Below are 17,687 nucleotides of genomic sequence, written 5' to 3' on the forward strand. Positions count from 1 at the left end.
TTCATTCCTAATCTTTTGAAAAAATTTACAGGAATGAACGTTCATTCCTATCATTCTATTAAATTATTAATTAACTATATTAAACTAGGTAAATCGGAATGAATATTCATTCCTTTAGTTATAAAGATTTATCATCTCCTGTTATTCTTTTCCATACCTTTTTAGGAATGAATGTTCATTCCTATCCTTATAACGCTATAGAATCAAATGATTCTAATAGCATTCCAACAGCTTTCTTCCAATTCCTTTACCAATTCATCTGTATATTCTAACTGCCCTGTTTCCATTACTTTAATTAATTTTTCAATTGGTTGATATACAATAATAATTAAAGCAATTGGTGGTAATGGACGAAGCAAACCTTTTTCGATTCCATCTTCAATCAAGTTCATGAAGAAACCCATGAAGTCCTCGAATATTTCATTGCTATGTTCATCTAGAAAATAACTATCACAGTGAGAATTTGTAAAAAGAAAAGCATCTGCATTTTGTCTCGCAAATTCAAATAAACGGTTGTATGTATGGCTAAACTGTTCACGAATATTTGCATCGACCGGGAAATCATTTTTTATTAATTCCGATAGTTGTAAAACACTTTTCGTAAATAAAGAATTAACAAGCGCTTCTTTATTTTCAAAATAACGGTAAATCGTACCTGCACCTACTTTTGCTTTTTCAGCAATCATGGGAATTGTTGTACCATCATAACCTCGTTCTGCAAAAAGTTGTATTGCAGCATCAAAAATATCCTCTTGTTTGTTTTTAGCCATTTTTCCACCTCAATTTCCAGGAATGAAAATTCATTCCGTTTTTAATTATAAATTAGATACGCTAAAAGTCAAGTGTGTGACAAAGTATAGCTGTCATTTCTTATCCCCTATTTGTGAATGAAATTATATGAGCAACTTTCTGGATATATTGGCGCAACTTAAAATTATATCAGCGATTCTCATGATATATCGGCGCAACTCTAATTATATCAGCGATTCTCATGATATATCGACTTACCGAAAGAAATTCACAATATAAGAGGAGGCTATCCCAAAATTTCACTTGGGATAGCCCGCCTTCATACATGCAAATTAAAAGAAATCATAAATAAACGGCTTACGCACTGGTACTAAATTCTCAAATGACCGTATTACTTCGTCACTTCCACTAATGAATTCCAGTTCATTTAGTTCTAACGGACGTTTATATCCAAGCATTATTGCCGATAGCGCAGTTATATCCAGTTTAATTCCTTTTTCCGTTGTTTCTTCTACAATTGTTATTTCATGATTTGCAAGTCTCACTGTTATGTTATTCCATGGAGCAAATGCGTCTGTAATGTTTAGGATCACTTCTTGCTGTACATTGTTCCAATTCAACTCATATTGTTTTAAAAACTGCTCCACATCTACAATTCTTCCCATAAAATATGGTTTTATTTCTGTCTTCACGCGTGGCTCTTGCAATGTATATAATAATGGTTCGCTCTCACTTACTGTCATTTCAATTTCTTTAATCATAGAATCATGCTGACAAATAAAGTTCCACAGACCATTTCGTGCTTCATTATGCAGTGGTACAAATTCTTCTACTGTCATTTTATAGTTTTCTATTTTGTATAACATGTAACCTGCTGCCTTTTTATTTTCATCATAGTAAATGGCTAATGTTAAATCATCATAAACCGCTTGTAACCACCAGTTCTTCTCTCGAACTAACATACATGAAAAACGTTCTGCAAATGCTTCATAGAGCTTCTCTACTTCTTCTGGATGATTTTCTTTATTAAAACGTTTCACAGTACCATTTACTTGTTTTTTCATTACTAAATCGCTCTTACTCATATGACATTTGAGTAGATTCGCACAAAGTTCCCAGCCGTATTTACGATAAAATGAAACAGCAAATGGATGTAACATAGAGACTGTATAGCCATCTTTTTTCATTGTTTGAAGTGAATGTTGAAGTAGCTCTTTTACATACCCACTTCTTCTGTACTCTGGATACGTCGCTACTCCTGCAACGCCACCCATTTTAAATTTTTCTTTACCTATGTAAATATGAAACGGAATGAGGTGTAGTTTTGCAGCTAAGTCTTCCCCTTCCATAATGCCGTATATTTCATGACTTTCCTTCATTTTTGTAAGTTGCTGCTGTAATCGTTCCTCATCTACTTTATATTGAAAAGCGTATTCTGATAAACGTAATGCTTCTCTGAACTTATCTTCTTTTAATTGTATGACATTCATATAATTCTCCTCCATTCCCTGTTTAAATTGTATCATAATTCTTACTATTATAGTTCGGTAAGTGAAATTACACGGACGTTTTAACAAAAAAAGCAGATACATCACGTATCTGCTTTCCACCCTTTTTATTTAGCTAACTTTTGAAGTTCGTCAAAGAATGTAGGATATGATACACCTACTGCTTCTGCATCTTCAATAATTGTTTTTCCTTCTGCCAGGCAGCCAGCAATTGCAAGCATCATTCCGATACGGTGATCACCATAACTATTTACTATATTGCCTTTTAGAGCTGATTTTCCGTAAATGATCATACCGTCATCAGTTGCTTCTATTCGAGCTCCTAGTTTCGTTAACTCAGCAACGACTGTATCAATACGGTTTGTTTCTTTTACTTTTAATTCGTGTGCATCTTTAATTACTGTAATTCCTTCTGCTTGCGTTGCCGCTAATGCAATAACAGGAATCTCATCAATTAATCTTGGGATAATATCCCCGCCAATTTCAATTCCTTTTAATGAAGATGTTTCAATCGTAATGTTTGCAGCTGGTTCTGATGATCCTTCGTTAATTGGCTCTACAGTGAACGTAGCACCCATTTTCTCTAAAACATCAATAATACCTGTACGAGTTGGATTCATCCCTACATTTTGTAATACTAGTTTACTATTTGGAATGATTGCACCGGCTACTAGGAAAAATGCAGCTGATGATACGTCACCTGGCACTTGAACATCTGTTGCTGTTAGCTTTTGTCCACCTGCAAGTTTCACTGTTTTTCCTTCGCGCGTTACTGTAACGCCAAATGCTTCAAGCATTCTTTCCGTATGATCACGGGAAATATGTGGTTCTGTAACAGCTGTTACACCTTCTGCGCGAAGTCCTGCAAGTAAAATAGCTGACTTTACTTGTGCGCTTGCTACAGGCGAAGTGTATTCAATTGCTTTTAAATCTCCGCCCCGTATTGTTAGCGGTGTAAACGTTCCTTCTTCCCGCCCATCAATGTTTGCACCCATTTGTTTTAATGGATTTGTAACACGTTTCATCGGTCTTTTTGCGATAGATGCATCACCTTGTACGCAAGAGAAAAATGGTGTATTTGCCAAAATCCCTGACATTAAACGTATAGTTGTACCAGAATTACCAACATCTAATACAGCTTTCGGTTCTTGTAAACCTTCTAATCCTTTGCCAACTACAGTGACTTCATCACCGTTTTGCACGATGTCTACTCCCATTTCTTTAAAACAAGAAATCGTACTTAAACAATCTGCACCGGGCAAGAAACCTTTAATTGTTGTTTTTCCTTCTGCAATCGCACCGAACATGACAGCGCGGTGTGAAATGGATTTATCTCCTGGAATTGTAATGTTACCATTTAATCCGTTATTAACAGGTTGTATCGTTCTTTCCTTCACGTTTTCACCTTCTCATTTAAATTGTTTCATAAGTTTGGTATTTTTCTTCTCCAAGCGCTAGCTTTGCTTTCATACGATCTTCTTCTCTTTGGAAGCTAATACGTAATACCCCAAGCAATCCTTCACGCGCTTCTAATATTTGCAAGTTCGTAATACTAATTTCTTCGCGCGCCAAAATACTCGTAATATGAGCCAATGCCCCTACTTTATCTAAAACATCGACGTATAAGTCGTGATAGGCAGGAATTGCCCCTCTCTTTCGTACTGGTAAAGAGTCACGGTATTCTTTCGCGTCTGCAAAATAGTTTTGAATCTCGCCTGCATCTCCGGTCGAAACTGTATCATATAAATCTTCCATTTCAGAGATCCACTCTTTTAATAATACCATTAAATGCTCACGATTTTGTTTAACAATATCACTCCACATTTTTGGGCTACTAGATGCGATACGTGTAATGTCTTTAAATCCTCCGGCAGCTAGTTGATGAATGAGCGGATTATCTCCTGCATGTTTCTCCACTTGCTTTACTAACCCAGCTGCGATAAGATGCGGAAAATGACTAACGATCCCTGTTACATAATCATGTTCTTCCGTATTTAAAACGAGAAAATGAGATCCCGTTCCATTTAACCAACGCTTAAGTTCTTCTACATGTTCATTTGGCACATGATTCATCGGCGTTAAAATGTAAAATGCATTTTCAAATAAATGCGCTTTTGCACTTTCAACGCCTGTTTTATGAGAACCTGCCATCGGATGTCCGCCAATGAAAGAAACTTCTTTTGAAAACAAAGCTTCCGCTTCATTCATAATCGTCCCTTTTGTACTACCAACATCGGTTACAATCACATCTTCTCGTAAACGAAATGACGCTAATTTGTGTAATAACTTCTTCGTTTCTTCAACTGGAGAAGCAAAAACAATTAAATGTGCCTCTTCACATGCATGCTGTAAATTAATTGCTATTTCATCTACTACATGTAATTCTTTTGCACGCTCTACTTGCTCTTTAAATATATCGTACCCTGTTATCGTTACATCGTGCTCTTTCTTAATTGCTAATGCGAGAGAGCCTCCTATTAAACCTGTTCCAATTAATACTACCTTTTTACGCATTTTCCTCATCTCGAGACTTTCTTTTTTTATTTTCAAAGTGTTGTTGTAACACTGAAATCACCCCTTCATTTTGCTCCCTTGTTCCGACTGTAATACGGATACCATTCGGGAACGGACGAATAATAAATCCTGCGTGTGCACAAGCTTCATAAATCTCTCCAGCATTCTCAACTGGCAAGAAGATGAAATTTGTTTGCGATGGATAAAATGGAATTTCATTTTCCTTACAAAAGCTTTCATATTGTTGTAATCCCTCTGTATTTACACGAACTATTTCCTCAATAAACTCATCGTCACCAAAAGCAATCGTCGCTGCTTTTTGCGCTAATGAAGATACGTTAAATGGCAAACGAACGACATTTAATTTTTCGATTAACTCTTCCTGTCCAACCGCATATCCAACGCGGAAAGAAGCTAATCCGTACGCTTTAGAAAATGTTCTAAGTACAAGAATATTTTTATGTTTTTCTAAAAGCGGTAATGTCTCTGGGAAATCTTTTGCTGTTACGTATTCATAGTACGCTTCATCAATGACAATTAACGTATTTTCACTAATACCTTCAATGAATTGAGTCAATTTTCGGTCATTCACATATGTGCCTGTTGGATTGTTCGGGTTACAAATCCATACAATTTTTGTATTGTTATCTACTACTGAAGAAATTTCTTCTAAGTCGTATACACCGTTATTTAACGCAACTTCCTTCACTTCGCAACCTTCTATAATTGCATGATGACGGTACTGCGGGAATGTTGCACCTGCTGTTACAATGTTATCTCCCGCTCGTAATACGGCGCGGCTTATTATTTGAATGATTTCATCTAAACCACTACCACAAAGTACTTGTTCCATTTGCACATGCAACTTATCTGCGATTGTTTGACGGAGCGTTGTAGCACCTCCGTCAGGATATAAAGCATGTTCCAACCAAGAGTTTTGCAACTCTTCTAAAACTCTCGGTGAACAACCAAATGGATTTTCATTCGATGCTAATTTCACAAACAAATGATCTCCGTACACTTCTTTCATTTGTTCTGGTGATTTACCTGGTTTATATGGTTGTAATGATGATAGTTGATCTTTTACTTGCACGTTAAACCCACCTTTTTATTAAAATTCTTTTGCGTAGTTATTGTGTTGCATAATATTTTGTTTTAATAATTCCATACGATCTTTTCCGAATTGTTCGACTAGAGCATCTGCAAGTTCCCATGCCACAACAGATTCAGCTACTACACCCGCCGCTGGTACTGCGCAACTATCAGATCTTTCAATACTCGCTTGGAATGCTTCTTTCGTATCAATATCAACGCTTGCTAACGGTTTGTATAAAGTAGGAATCGGCTTCATCACGCCTCTTACGATAATTGGCATACCTGTTGTCATACCGCCTTCTAGACCGCCGGCATTATTCGTTTTTCTCGTGTATCCTTTTTCTTCATCCCACAGAATTTCATCATGCACTTTGCTTCCTGGTTGTCGTGCCGCTTCAAAACCTACGCCAATTTCAGCACCTTTAAATGCATTTATACTCATAATTGCACCAGCAAGTTTTGCATCTAATTTACGATCGTAATGGACGTAACTACCGACGCCAATCGGCATACCTTCTGCAATGACTTCCACAATACCACCGATTGAATCTCCACTACTTTTTGCGTTGTCAATCGCATTCATCATTTCTTGCTCTACTTCTTTATCTAAACATCGAACTGGTGAGTTTTCAGTAATTGTTTGAATTTCTTCAATCGATAAGTTTGAAATATGTTTTGCTTTTACTCCACCAATTTCAAGAACATGTCCTGCAATTTCCACGCCTAATTCGCTTAAAATTTGTTTTGCAACTGCACCAGCAGCTACACGAACTGTCGTTTCTCTTGCAGATGACCGCTCTAATACGTTTCTTATATCACGATGACCATATTTAATTGCTCCATTTAAATCTGCATGTCCGGGACGTGGTTTTGTAATTGTACGTTTCATGTCTTTACTTTCTTTTTCCGAAATTGGCTCTGCACCCATTACTTTCGTCCAATGTTTGAAATCATCATTTTTTACAATTAACGTAATCGGTGATCCAAGTGTCATCCCGTGACGAACACCACTTACAATTTCAACTGTATCTGTTTCAATTTGCATACGTCTTCCGCGTCCATGACCTTTTTGTCTTCTTAATAATTCTTTATTAATATGTTCCGCCGTAAGTGTCAAACCGGCTGGTACACCTTCTAAAATAACTGTTAACTGCGGTCCATGTGATTCTCCAGCTGTAATGTATCTCATTTCTCTTGCCCCTTTACTATTTTTTTGTACAAAAAAGTCCCTACTGAGCGCTCAGTAGGGACGATGTTTATCGCGGTACCACCCTAGTTGTAGACTTCTTTCGTCTACCTCTCTTCTTCTTTAACGATCGTTTGACCGTCTTCCCCTCCAAAAGTTGTCGGGAAAGATGCTCCAAGGCTGTAATTCATGCTTACCTTTGTACTGATTCACACCGACCATCAGCTCTCTTTAACAGTGAGATAAGCACTACTGTTTCCTCTTCAACGCATATATGATATGGAATTAAGATAATTTATTTTTGAAACCTTTTAACTCATCCATGAATCTATGGAATTCTGGAATGTCCATTTGTTGTGCAGAATCTGATAATGCAACTGCTGGATCTGGATGAACTTCAGCCATTACTGCATCTGCGCCAATTGCAAGTGCCGCTTTCGCTGTTGGTAATAATAAATCTCTGCGTCCAGTTGAATGTGTTACATCAACGATAACTGGTAAATGTGTTTCTTTCTTTAAAATTGGTACTGCAGAAATGTCTAATGTGTTACGTGTTGCTCTTTCGTATGTGCGGATACCGCGCTCACAAAGAATAATTTGATCGTTACCTTGCGCAATGATGTATTCCGCTGCGTTAATGAACTCATCAATTGTTGCTGCTAATCCACGTTTTAATAATACTGGTTTGTTAACTTTACCTACAGCTCGTAATAAATCGAAGTTTTGCATGTTACGTGCGCCAACTTGAATTACATCAACGTAGTCTAATGCCATTTCAACATCGTTCGGATTTAAAATTTCACTAATAATTGCTAAGTCAAACTCATCTGCTACTTGACGTAAAATTTGAAGTCCTTCTACTCCTAAACCTTGGAAATCGTATGGAGAAGTTCTCGGTTTGAATGCACCACCGCGCATTAATTTTAAGCCTTGGTCTTTCATCGCTTGCCCTACTTGGCGAACTTGTTCTAAGCTTTCTACCGCACAAGGTCCCATGATGAATGTTTGTGTTCCGTTACCAATCAATTCACCTTTTACATCAACGATTGTGTTTTCTTGTTTCTTTTTACGTGATACTAATAACGCTTTACGGTTATCATCTTCTTGTAACTCTAAGCTAGCTTTGAAGATTGTTTTGAAAATATGTTGAACTGTTGATGTTTCGAATGGTCCTTCGTTATGCTCTGCGATCATATCAAGTACTTCACGCTCACGTACTGGATCAAAGCGTTTCGTACCTTGTACTTGCTTTTGCTCTCCAATTTTTTGAACGATTTCACCACGTTTGTTTAAAAGGTGTAATAGTTGTAAGTTAATTTCATCTACCTGTTTACGTAATTGATCTAATTCATGATTTGCCATTTGGAAATCCTCCTCTAATGTTTTAAAAGTATAGTAAGAGAATAAAAAATTCTCTATTTTCTGAACTGACTAATTATACAAATTTATAGTGGAATCGATACCTCTTCTTATCTTAAACTAATAATTCGTACAAAGACATGAACTACTAGTTAGAAACCCACTTTTTTGTACAAAAAAGCCCTACTGATCCAATCAGTAGGGACGATATTTATCGCGGTACCACCCTAGTTGTAGACTTCTTTCGTCTACCTCTCTTCATTGTTAACGATCATCTGACCGTCTTTCCCTTCATAAAGACAATACTATCTTTACTACGAAAAAGATGCTCTAGGACTGTAATTCGCTCTTGTTTATGTACTGGTTCGCACCAACCACCAGCTCTCTGTTACAGGGAAACAACAACTACTGCTTTTCCTTTCAATGCATGACTATTTTATTTTCAAGTTGGACCACTAAAATACAAAAAGTCCCTACTGAATAAATCAGTAGGGACGATATTTATCGCGGTACCACCCTAGTTGCAGACTAACTTTCCGTCTACCTCTCTTCACTGTTAACGATCAATTGACCGCTTTTTCCTCATAAAGACAAACTATCTTTATTACGAAAAAGATGCTCCAAGACTGTAATTCATGATTATCCCTGTACTGGTTCACACCAACCACCAGCTCTCTGTTACAGTAAGATTAACCACTACTGTGATCTCTTCATTGCACTTTGTTTATTCAAATGTTTTTTGAAATTGAATAAGTATGATTCGTATTATAGAACGCTTTTCAAAACACTGTCAACAACTTTTTATATATTTTTTAAAATTCCACTTTCGTCCTATAATTCTTTTTGTAAATCACCCATTACAATTCCTATGCGAATCATTTCATTTTCTAGTAAATGTAAAACATATTCCTCTACTTCATACTGAACTAATAATTCTTTTATTTGTATGATTTCTTTTTCAAATAAAACGGCTTCGTGACATGTTTGTAGTAAAATAAAAAACACATTTGCAAATATTTCTTTATGCGCTTTCATACTTTCTTTTTTATGAAGCATTTCAATCAATAACTGCTTCATTTCCTCACCTGTACATTTACCATGTACACTTGAAAATGCACGAGACATAATACATAATCCTTTTTCTAATATTTCATCCATGTATAAAATAATACGTAAAAGCATTACATATTCTCTTGCAGTTATCTCACCCATTTTTGGTCGTTCTCGCAAAAATACACTGAGCCAAGCTGTCCAAAATTTTTGTTGTTCTTTTACACTTAATGTTTTGACGTAATAGCATAAAAACTGCATAAACTTAATTTTATTTTCTTCATTTTCTAGTATGAGTAACGGGTATAACCAATCTGTTTTTTGCTCCCAATATAGTACACATTTAATAAATACAAAGCTAAGCCACTTCAAGAAAGCTTCTCTCGTATGCGGATGTAATACTTCCAAATGTTCTATCGCATACTTAATAAATCGCTTCATTTCTGTAAATAAAGGTAAATTTATTTGCGTGTAACATAAGCCGGCCCATGCATATTCCGTAATCTCATTTTGTTTTTTTAAATCTAAGTATGGTAACAAATATTTTCGGCACCATTGTTTTTCAATATGATATAAAAATGTAATATCTGCTATTAAACGGGCAAACATAAAGTTTGTTCGTTCCGAATTAACTCTTACTTGTTCTTCAAATAAAAATAAATATTCATATACATTACGATCGTATAAATGATCATATGATAACAACTTTAATAATACAGCCGTCATTTTTCCAACTAGATGCTGAATTGATTCATTATAAAAATCTTGTTTCCCAAGCTTAAAATCTGTATCACTCTTCATAACTTGAGGAAACACTGAAAAAGCAAATCGTTTTACAACACGTATACTATTCTCTTCTAACTCTTCTAGTCGATTACTAACTTCATATAGAAAACTACTAATTAACCAATGAAAAGCGGTATTTCTAACAAATTTCTGCAATAGCGGAATAATTTTTTGGATTTGCTCATTCGTCAATCCTCGATTATTTCGCCATTCTCTAATACAAACAAACCATACTTCATTACTTATTTCTTGCACTCCTACTAATCGGTATGCAAATGAAATACTCCACTCTGTGTTTAATTTACATGCTTTTGATAACATCTCTAAAAAATGGCGTTGTTCAAAAACACCATCTTGCGAAAATTGCTGAACTTGCTTCATAATTTCAACATCTTTCAGCTGCAATAATCCGTCAGCAGTTACATTGCAAGTAATGCTTTCTGCTGTATCTTCTTTCTTTTGTACACTGTATCGTTCAGAATGAAAATGAGGATGCTTTTGCTTCATTAACTCATACCCATTTGCCGTAGATGGGCTACTCGAATCACACTTGAATAATAAGTCTAATACGAGACATGCATCAAATACCCTCTCTTCTGTAAGATGCTTTATTACAGTTCGAGTGACTTCTTCTTTTGTTTTTTCTAAACAATGTGCATAATGCCTTTTTAAAAGTTGAAAAACTTCGTGTTTATAAGTGAAATCTAAAAGAAGTCCTTCATGTAACAACCATTTCATTTTGTCATCTACACGAACAAAAATATTTTTATTCATCGCATCAATTGCAATTCGCTTTTGAAGTACACCATTTGCTTCTATCATTTCTGTAATATAATAATCCGCTTTTTTCTCATTGTTTTCGCATAAATAAGTTAGACACTCTTTTACAATTCGTATTAAAAATGCAAGATCATTTTGATGAAACTCTTTCTCTACATTTTCCTTATTTCTTTTTTTCAGTGCCGTTTGTCTTAACGACAACATTCTCAATTTTTCTAATCCAATCATCATAATTGGAACAGCATAATAAGCGATATATGGCCTCATCTTTTCGTTCCAAATTTGCTCCACATGAGAAAATGTAGATACTGGTAAGCGACTCGATTCCTCGAGTTCTATTGATTCTTGCGTATCATTCCCCCATTTTCTTACACGTTTCAACTTCAGTTTTCCGTCTAAAATAAAAGTTAGTAACAATAAGGCAATTTCTTTATGCTCAGGAAAAGAACATTTTTGCAGTAACTTAGAAATCTTTTCTATAGAGCTACTATCTTTTTCAGCTGTTTCTAATAAAAGGAGTGTCCACCTTGCAAACAACAGCGGGTCCATCTTACTCTTCGTTTCGTTTAAGTAGTTACAAATTGTTCTCCATAATAACGGTGATATTTTAGAATAGTTTTTATAAATTAATTGAAATAATTCTTTCTGATGACTAAAAAGAAATTGTTCCACTAACCATTCTGCAAGTAATTCATCTACTTCATTATAGTTTGGCGTAAGCATAAACAAATTTTGTAATTTACCTTCTGCTTCTAACCATTCGACCCATTCATAATCATGAGCAAATTCCACAAAGTAACGTACTGTTTCAATTTTTTTAATCGATTGCTTTATGTATGATAATTGTTCCTGTTCTACTGACGGGGGAACCGTTACAATATCCCGAATACGCATTCTTTTCGTAATATAATTATCACCCATTAATTCAGCCCAGCGTTTTACCGCTTTTACGAGGGATTGATGATTATTCACCTTATTCGGATACACAATTGGTCTTATCCCTAAATGTTCCCAATGGTACGTATTTTCTCCTTGTGCGACAAAAGCAAATCGTCTTGTACTTGGTGGTAAACCAGTTGCTAAATATTTCATTACTGGGTCATTATGACTATATCCAACGAATAAAACGGTGTAATTTGAGAATAGATCAACTAAAAATCTTCTTGCCCATCCTTCTGTTAAGTAAGCCCTTCCAAAATCACCGTCTGTTAAAATTAAAGCCTCTTTCTCCTGTTCTACATTACCATGTATATAAGCAAGACCTTTAAAAGCTCTCCCAGTCGGTAAAGCTGGAGCGTAATAAACATTGATATCTCTATTTATTTCCTTAATTGCTGTTGTAAAATGTTGATCAAAATTTGTTGTTACAATGCGGATATCTGTATCTAAAGGAAATAGCCTTGGAATTGCATAATGCAATGGATTCGGTTTTGATTTCTCTATATGAACAAGATCTCTTGCGACTTGATGTACATCTTTTGTTTTCGCAATTTTACCAAGATAATAATCATGTGGTTCTGTTATTTCGCGTTTTTCGACATATAACGTTTTTGCAATTTCATCAACTAAATCATCAAAATTCGGTAAGTTTGATTTCCCTTTCATAGAAACTCCCGCTCCAACAAATAACACTAACTTTCCTTGCTCAAGGTGATCAATTAACTCATCTGGAATTTCTACTTCTGAAGTAATCCACATCCTGGATTCCCCCTTACCTAAAAATGTCATACACTCTCATTTTACTATAACATTTTTTCAATGTTTTTATAATATTTAGACTAAATTCCGAACATGAAAAAGTTTTATATAAATAAATCCGTTACAATGTATGAACTCCAGAATTTATTGAAAAACTATGTATAAATCGGAGGTGTAAATTTTGAATGATTTCACAGTAGTGCTTATCAAGTTTATATCGTGCATTATCGCATTTAGCATTGGGCTTGCTTTATTTTTCCCTGCAACGTTTGTTCAAATTATTTCATTCAGTCTCTTTGTTACAATCGTATCCTACATGTTCGTTGATAAAATTATTTTAAATCGAATTGGCAATACTGGTGCCATTATGTCGGATTTCTTATTAACATATTTAAGCGTATGGATTTTCGGTAATATTTTATTAGACAACTATATGCAAATTGCATGGGGCAGTATCCTTTCTGCCATCGTCTTCACTTTATCTGAAGTAATCGTTCATCGCTTCTCTAACTCTCATACAAGGCACAACAATGATAACATTCGTATTAATCGCCGCTTTGCATATGGTACGGAGTTTGCTGAAGAACAAAATATATTGGATAAAGACAAGAAGAAGTAACATTTTAATGCAGGAGTACCCTTTTTAATTATGTGGTGCTCCTTTTTTGTATATTTTCATTATGGTACGTGAAATTATATAAACGATTATTTCAAAATATCGACTTACCGACAATATTTGACGCTTTTTTCTAATAAAAAAACTACCTCTTATTTAGAGGCAGCCACTTTCAAGTCTTTTAATGCAACAACATCCGCAAACGCTCCCAATACTGCGTTATGATGTTGCACAATATCTTCAGCACGTAACACTTCTGTATTAAATGTACTATGTGCATCACTCACTAACGTTACTTTATATCCTTCACTACATGCTCTGCGCGTTGTCGTATCTACACAATACTCTGATTGCATTCCCGAAAGAATAACGTGTTCAATTCCTTTCTCTTGTAACACTTCTCTTAAGTTTGTCTTATGGAATGAATCTGGCGTCGTCTTTTCAACAATATTATCTCCTTCTTGCGGAGCGATTGCCGCATGGATTCGCCACCCATCCGTACCTTTTTCTAACGGATGGTCTTTAGGACCGTTATGTTGGACATAAATAATTGGGATATCATTTGAACGACATTCCCCAATAAGCTCTTGCAATGTTTGTAAAAACTTTTCCCCATTATGTACTGGCATTCCAGCTGTATACATACCCACTTGCACATCAATTACGATTAACGCTTTTTTCATTTCGCACAGCTCCCTTCGTTTATATAAGCCATTGCATATTCATTATAATTGTTTGTATTCCATCATCCAACAATCTTCTAATTTCCCCTCATGCAGCTCATGTTCCTTTAAAATCTTTACTTTTTTAAATCCGCATTTTTCATAACACTTTATCGCTCGTTCATTATTTACTTTCGGATCCATTGCGATTGCTTCTGCTCCCATTTCACCCATAATGTATGTAATTGCTGCCTGAACGAGTTTTTGTCCAATTCCTTTTCCCCAATAGGCTGGTTCACCGATAAATTGGTCCATTCCCCATACATTTTGTGATTCTTTATAGCCATATAACGCTTTCCACTCTGAATCAACTGGGTACATTTGCATGTAACCAATGGGAACGGTATCAAATTCTATTAAACATCTTTTTTCATTACCGTTTGGATTATGTATAAAATGATCAAGCACCTTTTCTACAGACTGCGGATTATCTCGTCCTTCGTAATACCGCAGGACTGCTGGGTCCGTTAACCATTTAGAAACGATAGATGCATCATCTTCCATTACGTATCTAATCAATAAACCTTCTTTTTGAAAAAGCATATTATACCTCTATTATTCCTTTATATTTTTTCTTGCTGTTACATCTTTCATTGCACCTACTAATGCATATGGTAGTAATGTAATCGCAAAAAATGCTGTAAATACGTTAAATTGCGGGATTGTATAGAGTGTAAACCATTCAGTGAAAAATTGAGAATTTAATATTCTATTAAAAAACTCTCCACCTGGCCTAAAGTTTGGTGCCCACCCAGTGATTTCACACAAAATAAAGTGAAACTTTAATCAGTGGGGGTTTTGTTCATCCCCCACTGATTATTAGTTGAACCAATCGGGCTTTTATGGGCAGTTGATCCCCCACCTAACTTCTTCGCTTTCGCTGAATTTTGAGGTGGGGTCTTACTGCCCGTTAATGCGGGATAAACAGTAACTGAACAATAAAAAATGCCCCTAGATAACGAAACCAAGTCCGTTTCCATATAGGTTGTGCATTTTTTAATGTATCTCCCATCTTACCCCCTTCTTAAATATCCATCATATTGATTATACACTTCCCTCACTTTTTTTGTTAAAATTTTCTATATAATTAATACTGTTGGAGGAATACATTATGTCTAAACCTATACTTACATCCACTTTAATCATTCTTAGAGGAAACTCCGCAAGTGGTAAAACAACGATTGCAAAACAACTACAAGAACATTTTGGACAAGGGACACTTTTAGTATCACAGGATGTTGTACGTAGAGATATGCTTAGAGTACACGACACAATGGGTAATTTATCACATGATTTACTATTTGAAATTACGAAGTACGGAAAAGGAAAATGTAAATTTGTTATTTTAGAAGGTATTTTGAACAGTCATAGGTATGGTGAGATGTTAAAAGAATTAATTCGTTATTTTGATGAAAATGCATTTGCATATTACTTTGATTTATCATTAGAGGAAACTATTAGAAGACATAACACAAGGGACAAACGACATGAATTTGGTGAAGATTCCCTACAAAAATGGTATAATCCGCACGATACAATTGAGGTTACGAGAGAAACTATTTTTACAGATAACTTTACGCAAAAAGATATATTTGATGTGATTTTTAATGATATTAAGATATACAAATAAGACTGACATAATCAATCAGTCTTATTTACATTATGTACCTTGTATCTCGGTCTTCATTACAGGACAATCTTGACATAAATAAAAATAGATATTCATTTTCCCAAACTATTCTTCTCTACTTCTCAATAAACTTCTGTTCTACTTCCTTACCTCATTCTTAATAGTTTTTCTAAACATGAGACAATTTTTATGTTTTATTACAGGTTTATTAGTAAGCCATTTAAAAATCCTATTATACTTCTACTAAAAAAATAAAAGCCAGCCTCAATAAAGAGAACTGACTTCTATTTGGATCATTATAGTTACTATAAAATTTTCACTTTAACAGTTTGTCTTCCCCAATTCATAGCTTTACTTTTTGAACCCATTAATACATCAATACGATTACCTTTAATTGCACTTCCAGTATCACCAGCGATAGCTTCTCCATAACCTTCTACCCATACTTTAGATCCTAACGGGATTACTTTCGGGTCAACTGCGATAATTCTCATATTCGGATTTGCCGTTAAATCATGCCCCATCGCAGTTAAAACGCGTCCACCATATGTACCATTTTCACTTGGATCAGCAGTATACGCTGTCGCTACTACCGTTAATTCACGTTTAGCAGACTGTATGTTGTTTTTAGATGTTTCTTTCGCTCTCTCTTCTTCTTTAGCCTTTGCTATTTCTCTTGCTTTTTCTTCTTCTTTAGCTTTTTTGCTCTCTTCTTCTTTAGCTTTTGCTATTTCTCTTGCTCTCTCTTCTTCTTTAGCTTTTGCTATTTCTCTTGCTTTCTCTTCTTCTTTAGCTTTTGCTATTTCTCTTGCTCTCTCTTCTTCTTTGCTTCTATTTCTCTTGCTTTTCTTCTTCTTTAGCTTTTGCTTTCTCTTGCTTTCTTCTTCTTTAGCTTTTGCTATTTCTCTTGCTTTTTCTTCTTCTTTAGCTTTTGCTATTTCTCTTGCTTTCTCTTCTTCTTTAGCTTTGCTATTCTCTTGCTTGCTTTAGCTTTTGCTATTTCTTGTGCTTTTTCTTCTTCTTTAACTTTTGCCTCTTCTTTAGGCTTTGCTATTTCTTTCGCTTTTTCTTCTTCTTTAACTTTTACTTCTTCTTTAACTTTTACTTCTTCTTTAACTTTTACTTCTTCTTTAACTTTTACTTCTTCTTTAACTTTTACTTCTTCTTTAGGCTTTACTATTTCTTTAGGCTTTACTATTTCTTGCACTTTCGGTTCTTCTTTAACTTTTACTTCTTCTTTAGGTTTTACTATTTCTTGCGCTTTCGGTTCTTCCTTAACTTTTACTTTCTCTGATACTATTGCCTCTTCTTTAGGCTTTACTATTTCTGGTGCTTTCGTTGTTTCTTTCACTTTTGCTACTTTCTGCGTCTTTACTTCTTTCTTTTCTTTAACTGATTTTTGTACTTTCGCTACTTGCTTTGTTTTCTCTTCAGTTTTCTTTTCAGTTGGTGCTGTACTTGATAGGAAAGAAACGTTTGCATAAGCAGTTTTTCCTTTATACTCAAATTGCAGCCATCCGTCTTTTACTTGATGCGTTGATTCAATTACATCATCTTTTTTTAGTCTGCCAAGAATTTCTGAATCTGTGTTTGCTTCAGTACGTACATTTAACAAATCCGCCGTTACATGATACACATCTTTTGTAAACTCCGAACTAACAAACACTTCTTTACCGTTTAACTCAATTTTTGACCAGCCATCTTCGGTATTTATGACTTTTAACTCTTGCCCATTCTTTACTTTTTCGACCACTTTTGATTCTGTAGTCGGTTTTTCACGTACGTTAAGTACATCTGCTGTTACGATTGTTTCTGCGGTAGCAGTTGTGGTAAACGCCCCCAATCCAAAAACAGTTGCGGTTGCTGCGCCAATTACTTTTTTCATATTAGCCTCCATTATATTTTTTTGAATTTTATCAAATGCCTCCGTAAAATTGTATAATTTTACATAATATCAAAACATTTGCAACAATATATTAATATTGTTTAATAT

At 35.0% G+C, this 17,687-nt stretch carries 12 protein-coding genes, 3 pseudogenes and 3 other annotated features; of the genes and pseudogenes, 2 read left to right on the top strand and 13 right to left on the bottom strand.

Translation table 11 applies throughout. From position 1 onward, the window contains the following. Nucleotides 1-203: 203 nt before the first annotated feature. From AXW78_RS14195 to AXW78_RS14230, 8 genes are all read right to left on the bottom strand, one after another. Nucleotides 204-770, bottom strand: coding sequence for a TetR/AcrR family transcriptional regulator (locus AXW78_RS14195; RefSeq protein ID WP_001107290.1), 567 nt, complete (start codon nucleotides 768-770; stop codon nucleotides 204-206). Between the two features lie 312 nt (nucleotides 771-1,082). After that, nucleotides 1,083-2,240 carry a GNAT family N-acetyltransferase gene (locus AXW78_RS14200; RefSeq protein ID WP_001100922.1) on the bottom strand — a complete coding sequence of 386 codons (1,158 nt, stop codon included), beginning with the start codon at nucleotides 2,238-2,240 and terminating at the stop codon, nucleotides 1,083-1,085. A 125-nt stretch (nucleotides 2,241-2,365) separates the two neighbouring features. Beyond that, nucleotides 2,366-3,655, bottom strand: a complete 1,290-nt coding sequence (gene aroA / locus AXW78_RS14205) for a 3-phosphoshikimate 1-carboxyvinyltransferase (protein ID WP_000664613.1) — start codon at nucleotides 3,653-3,655, stop codon at nucleotides 2,366-2,368. 16 nt (nucleotides 3,656-3,671) lie between these two features. Next, complete coding sequence (gene tyrA, locus AXW78_RS14210; RefSeq protein ID WP_001228129.1) at nucleotides 3,672-4,772, bottom strand: prephenate dehydrogenase; 1,101 nt, start codon at nucleotides 4,770-4,772, stop codon at nucleotides 3,672-3,674. Then, nucleotides 4,765-5,865: a histidinol-phosphate transaminase gene (gene hisC, locus AXW78_RS14215; RefSeq protein WP_001197237.1), complete on the bottom strand. Its 1,101-nt coding sequence runs from the start codon at nucleotides 5,863-5,865 to the stop codon at nucleotides 4,765-4,767. The genes tyrA and hisC overlap by 8 nt, the downstream gene beginning before the upstream one ends. Nucleotides 5,866-5,883: 18 nt before the next feature. Further along, nucleotides 5,884-7,056, bottom strand: a complete 1,173-nt coding sequence (aroC, locus tag AXW78_RS14220; RefSeq protein WP_001269424.1) for a chorismate synthase — start codon at nucleotides 7,054-7,056, stop codon at nucleotides 5,884-5,886. A gap of 53 nt (nucleotides 7,057-7,109) precedes the next feature. Beyond that, nucleotides 7,110-7,329: a binding site (T-box leader), on the bottom strand. 9 nt (nucleotides 7,330-7,338) lie between these two features. Beyond that, complete coding sequence (locus AXW78_RS14225; protein ID WP_001273575.1) at nucleotides 7,339-8,415, bottom strand: bifunctional 3-deoxy-7-phosphoheptulonate synthase/chorismate mutase; 1,077 nt, start codon at nucleotides 8,413-8,415, stop codon at nucleotides 7,339-7,341. 194 nt (nucleotides 8,416-8,609) lie between these two features. Further along, nucleotides 8,610-8,845 (bottom strand) — a binding site (T-box leader). Nucleotides 8,846-8,899: 54 nt separating this feature from the next. Then, nucleotides 8,900-9,135 (bottom strand) — a binding site (T-box leader). Between the two features lie 108 nt (nucleotides 9,136-9,243). Continuing rightward, nucleotides 9,244-12,726, bottom strand: a complete 3,483-nt coding sequence (locus AXW78_RS14230) for a DUF4020 domain-containing protein (RefSeq protein ID WP_061884297.1) — start codon at nucleotides 12,724-12,726, stop codon at nucleotides 9,244-9,246. Nucleotides 12,727-12,907: 181 nt separating this feature from the next. On the opposite strand from AXW78_RS14230, the gene AXW78_RS14235 reads away from it, so the two are divergent. Then, the gene (locus AXW78_RS14235) at nucleotides 12,908-13,345 is read left to right on the top strand and encodes a YndM family protein (protein ID WP_000997702.1); all 438 of its coding nucleotides are present in this window, start codon (nucleotides 12,908-12,910) and stop codon (nucleotides 13,343-13,345) included. A gap of 149 nt (nucleotides 13,346-13,494) precedes the next feature. Here AXW78_RS14235 and AXW78_RS33865 read toward each other — a convergent pair whose 3' ends face one another. The 4 genes and pseudogenes from AXW78_RS33865 to AXW78_RS33875 form a co-directional block, all read right to left on the bottom strand. After that, complete coding sequence (locus AXW78_RS33865; protein WP_000709546.1) at nucleotides 13,495-14,025, bottom strand: cysteine hydrolase family protein; 531 nt, start codon at nucleotides 14,023-14,025, stop codon at nucleotides 13,495-13,497. Nucleotides 14,026-14,067: 42 nt separating this feature from the next. Further along, the gene (locus tag AXW78_RS33870; RefSeq protein WP_000898778.1) at nucleotides 14,068-14,607 is read right to left on the bottom strand and encodes a GNAT family N-acetyltransferase; all 540 of its coding nucleotides are present in this window, start codon (nucleotides 14,605-14,607) and stop codon (nucleotides 14,068-14,070) included. A 12-nt stretch (nucleotides 14,608-14,619) separates the two neighbouring features. Beyond that, a pseudogene (locus tag AXW78_RS14250) lies at nucleotides 14,620-14,838 on the bottom strand (YfzA family protein); the annotation flags it as partial. Between the two features lie 154 nt (nucleotides 14,839-14,992). Beyond that, a pseudogene (locus tag AXW78_RS33875) lies at nucleotides 14,993-15,076 on the bottom strand (YfzA family protein); the annotation flags it as partial. Between the two features lie 99 nt (nucleotides 15,077-15,175). On the opposite strand from AXW78_RS33875, the gene AXW78_RS14255 reads away from it, so the two are divergent. After that, entirely contained in the window at nucleotides 15,176-15,694 is a 519-nt protein-coding gene (locus AXW78_RS14255; RefSeq protein ID WP_000042588.1) for a kinase, read from the top strand. Between the two features lie 305 nt (nucleotides 15,695-15,999). On the opposite strand, the pseudogene entB reads toward AXW78_RS14255, so the two are convergent. Next, a pseudogene (entB, locus tag AXW78_RS14260) lies at nucleotides 16,000-17,579 on the bottom strand (cell wall-binding protein EntB). Between the last annotated feature and the right edge of the window lie 108 nt (nucleotides 17,580-17,687).

Source organism: Bacillus thuringiensis, from assembly GCF_001595725.1.
Classification (GTDB): Bacteria; Bacillota; Bacilli; order Bacillales; family Bacillaceae_G; genus Bacillus_A; species Bacillus_A thuringiensis_K.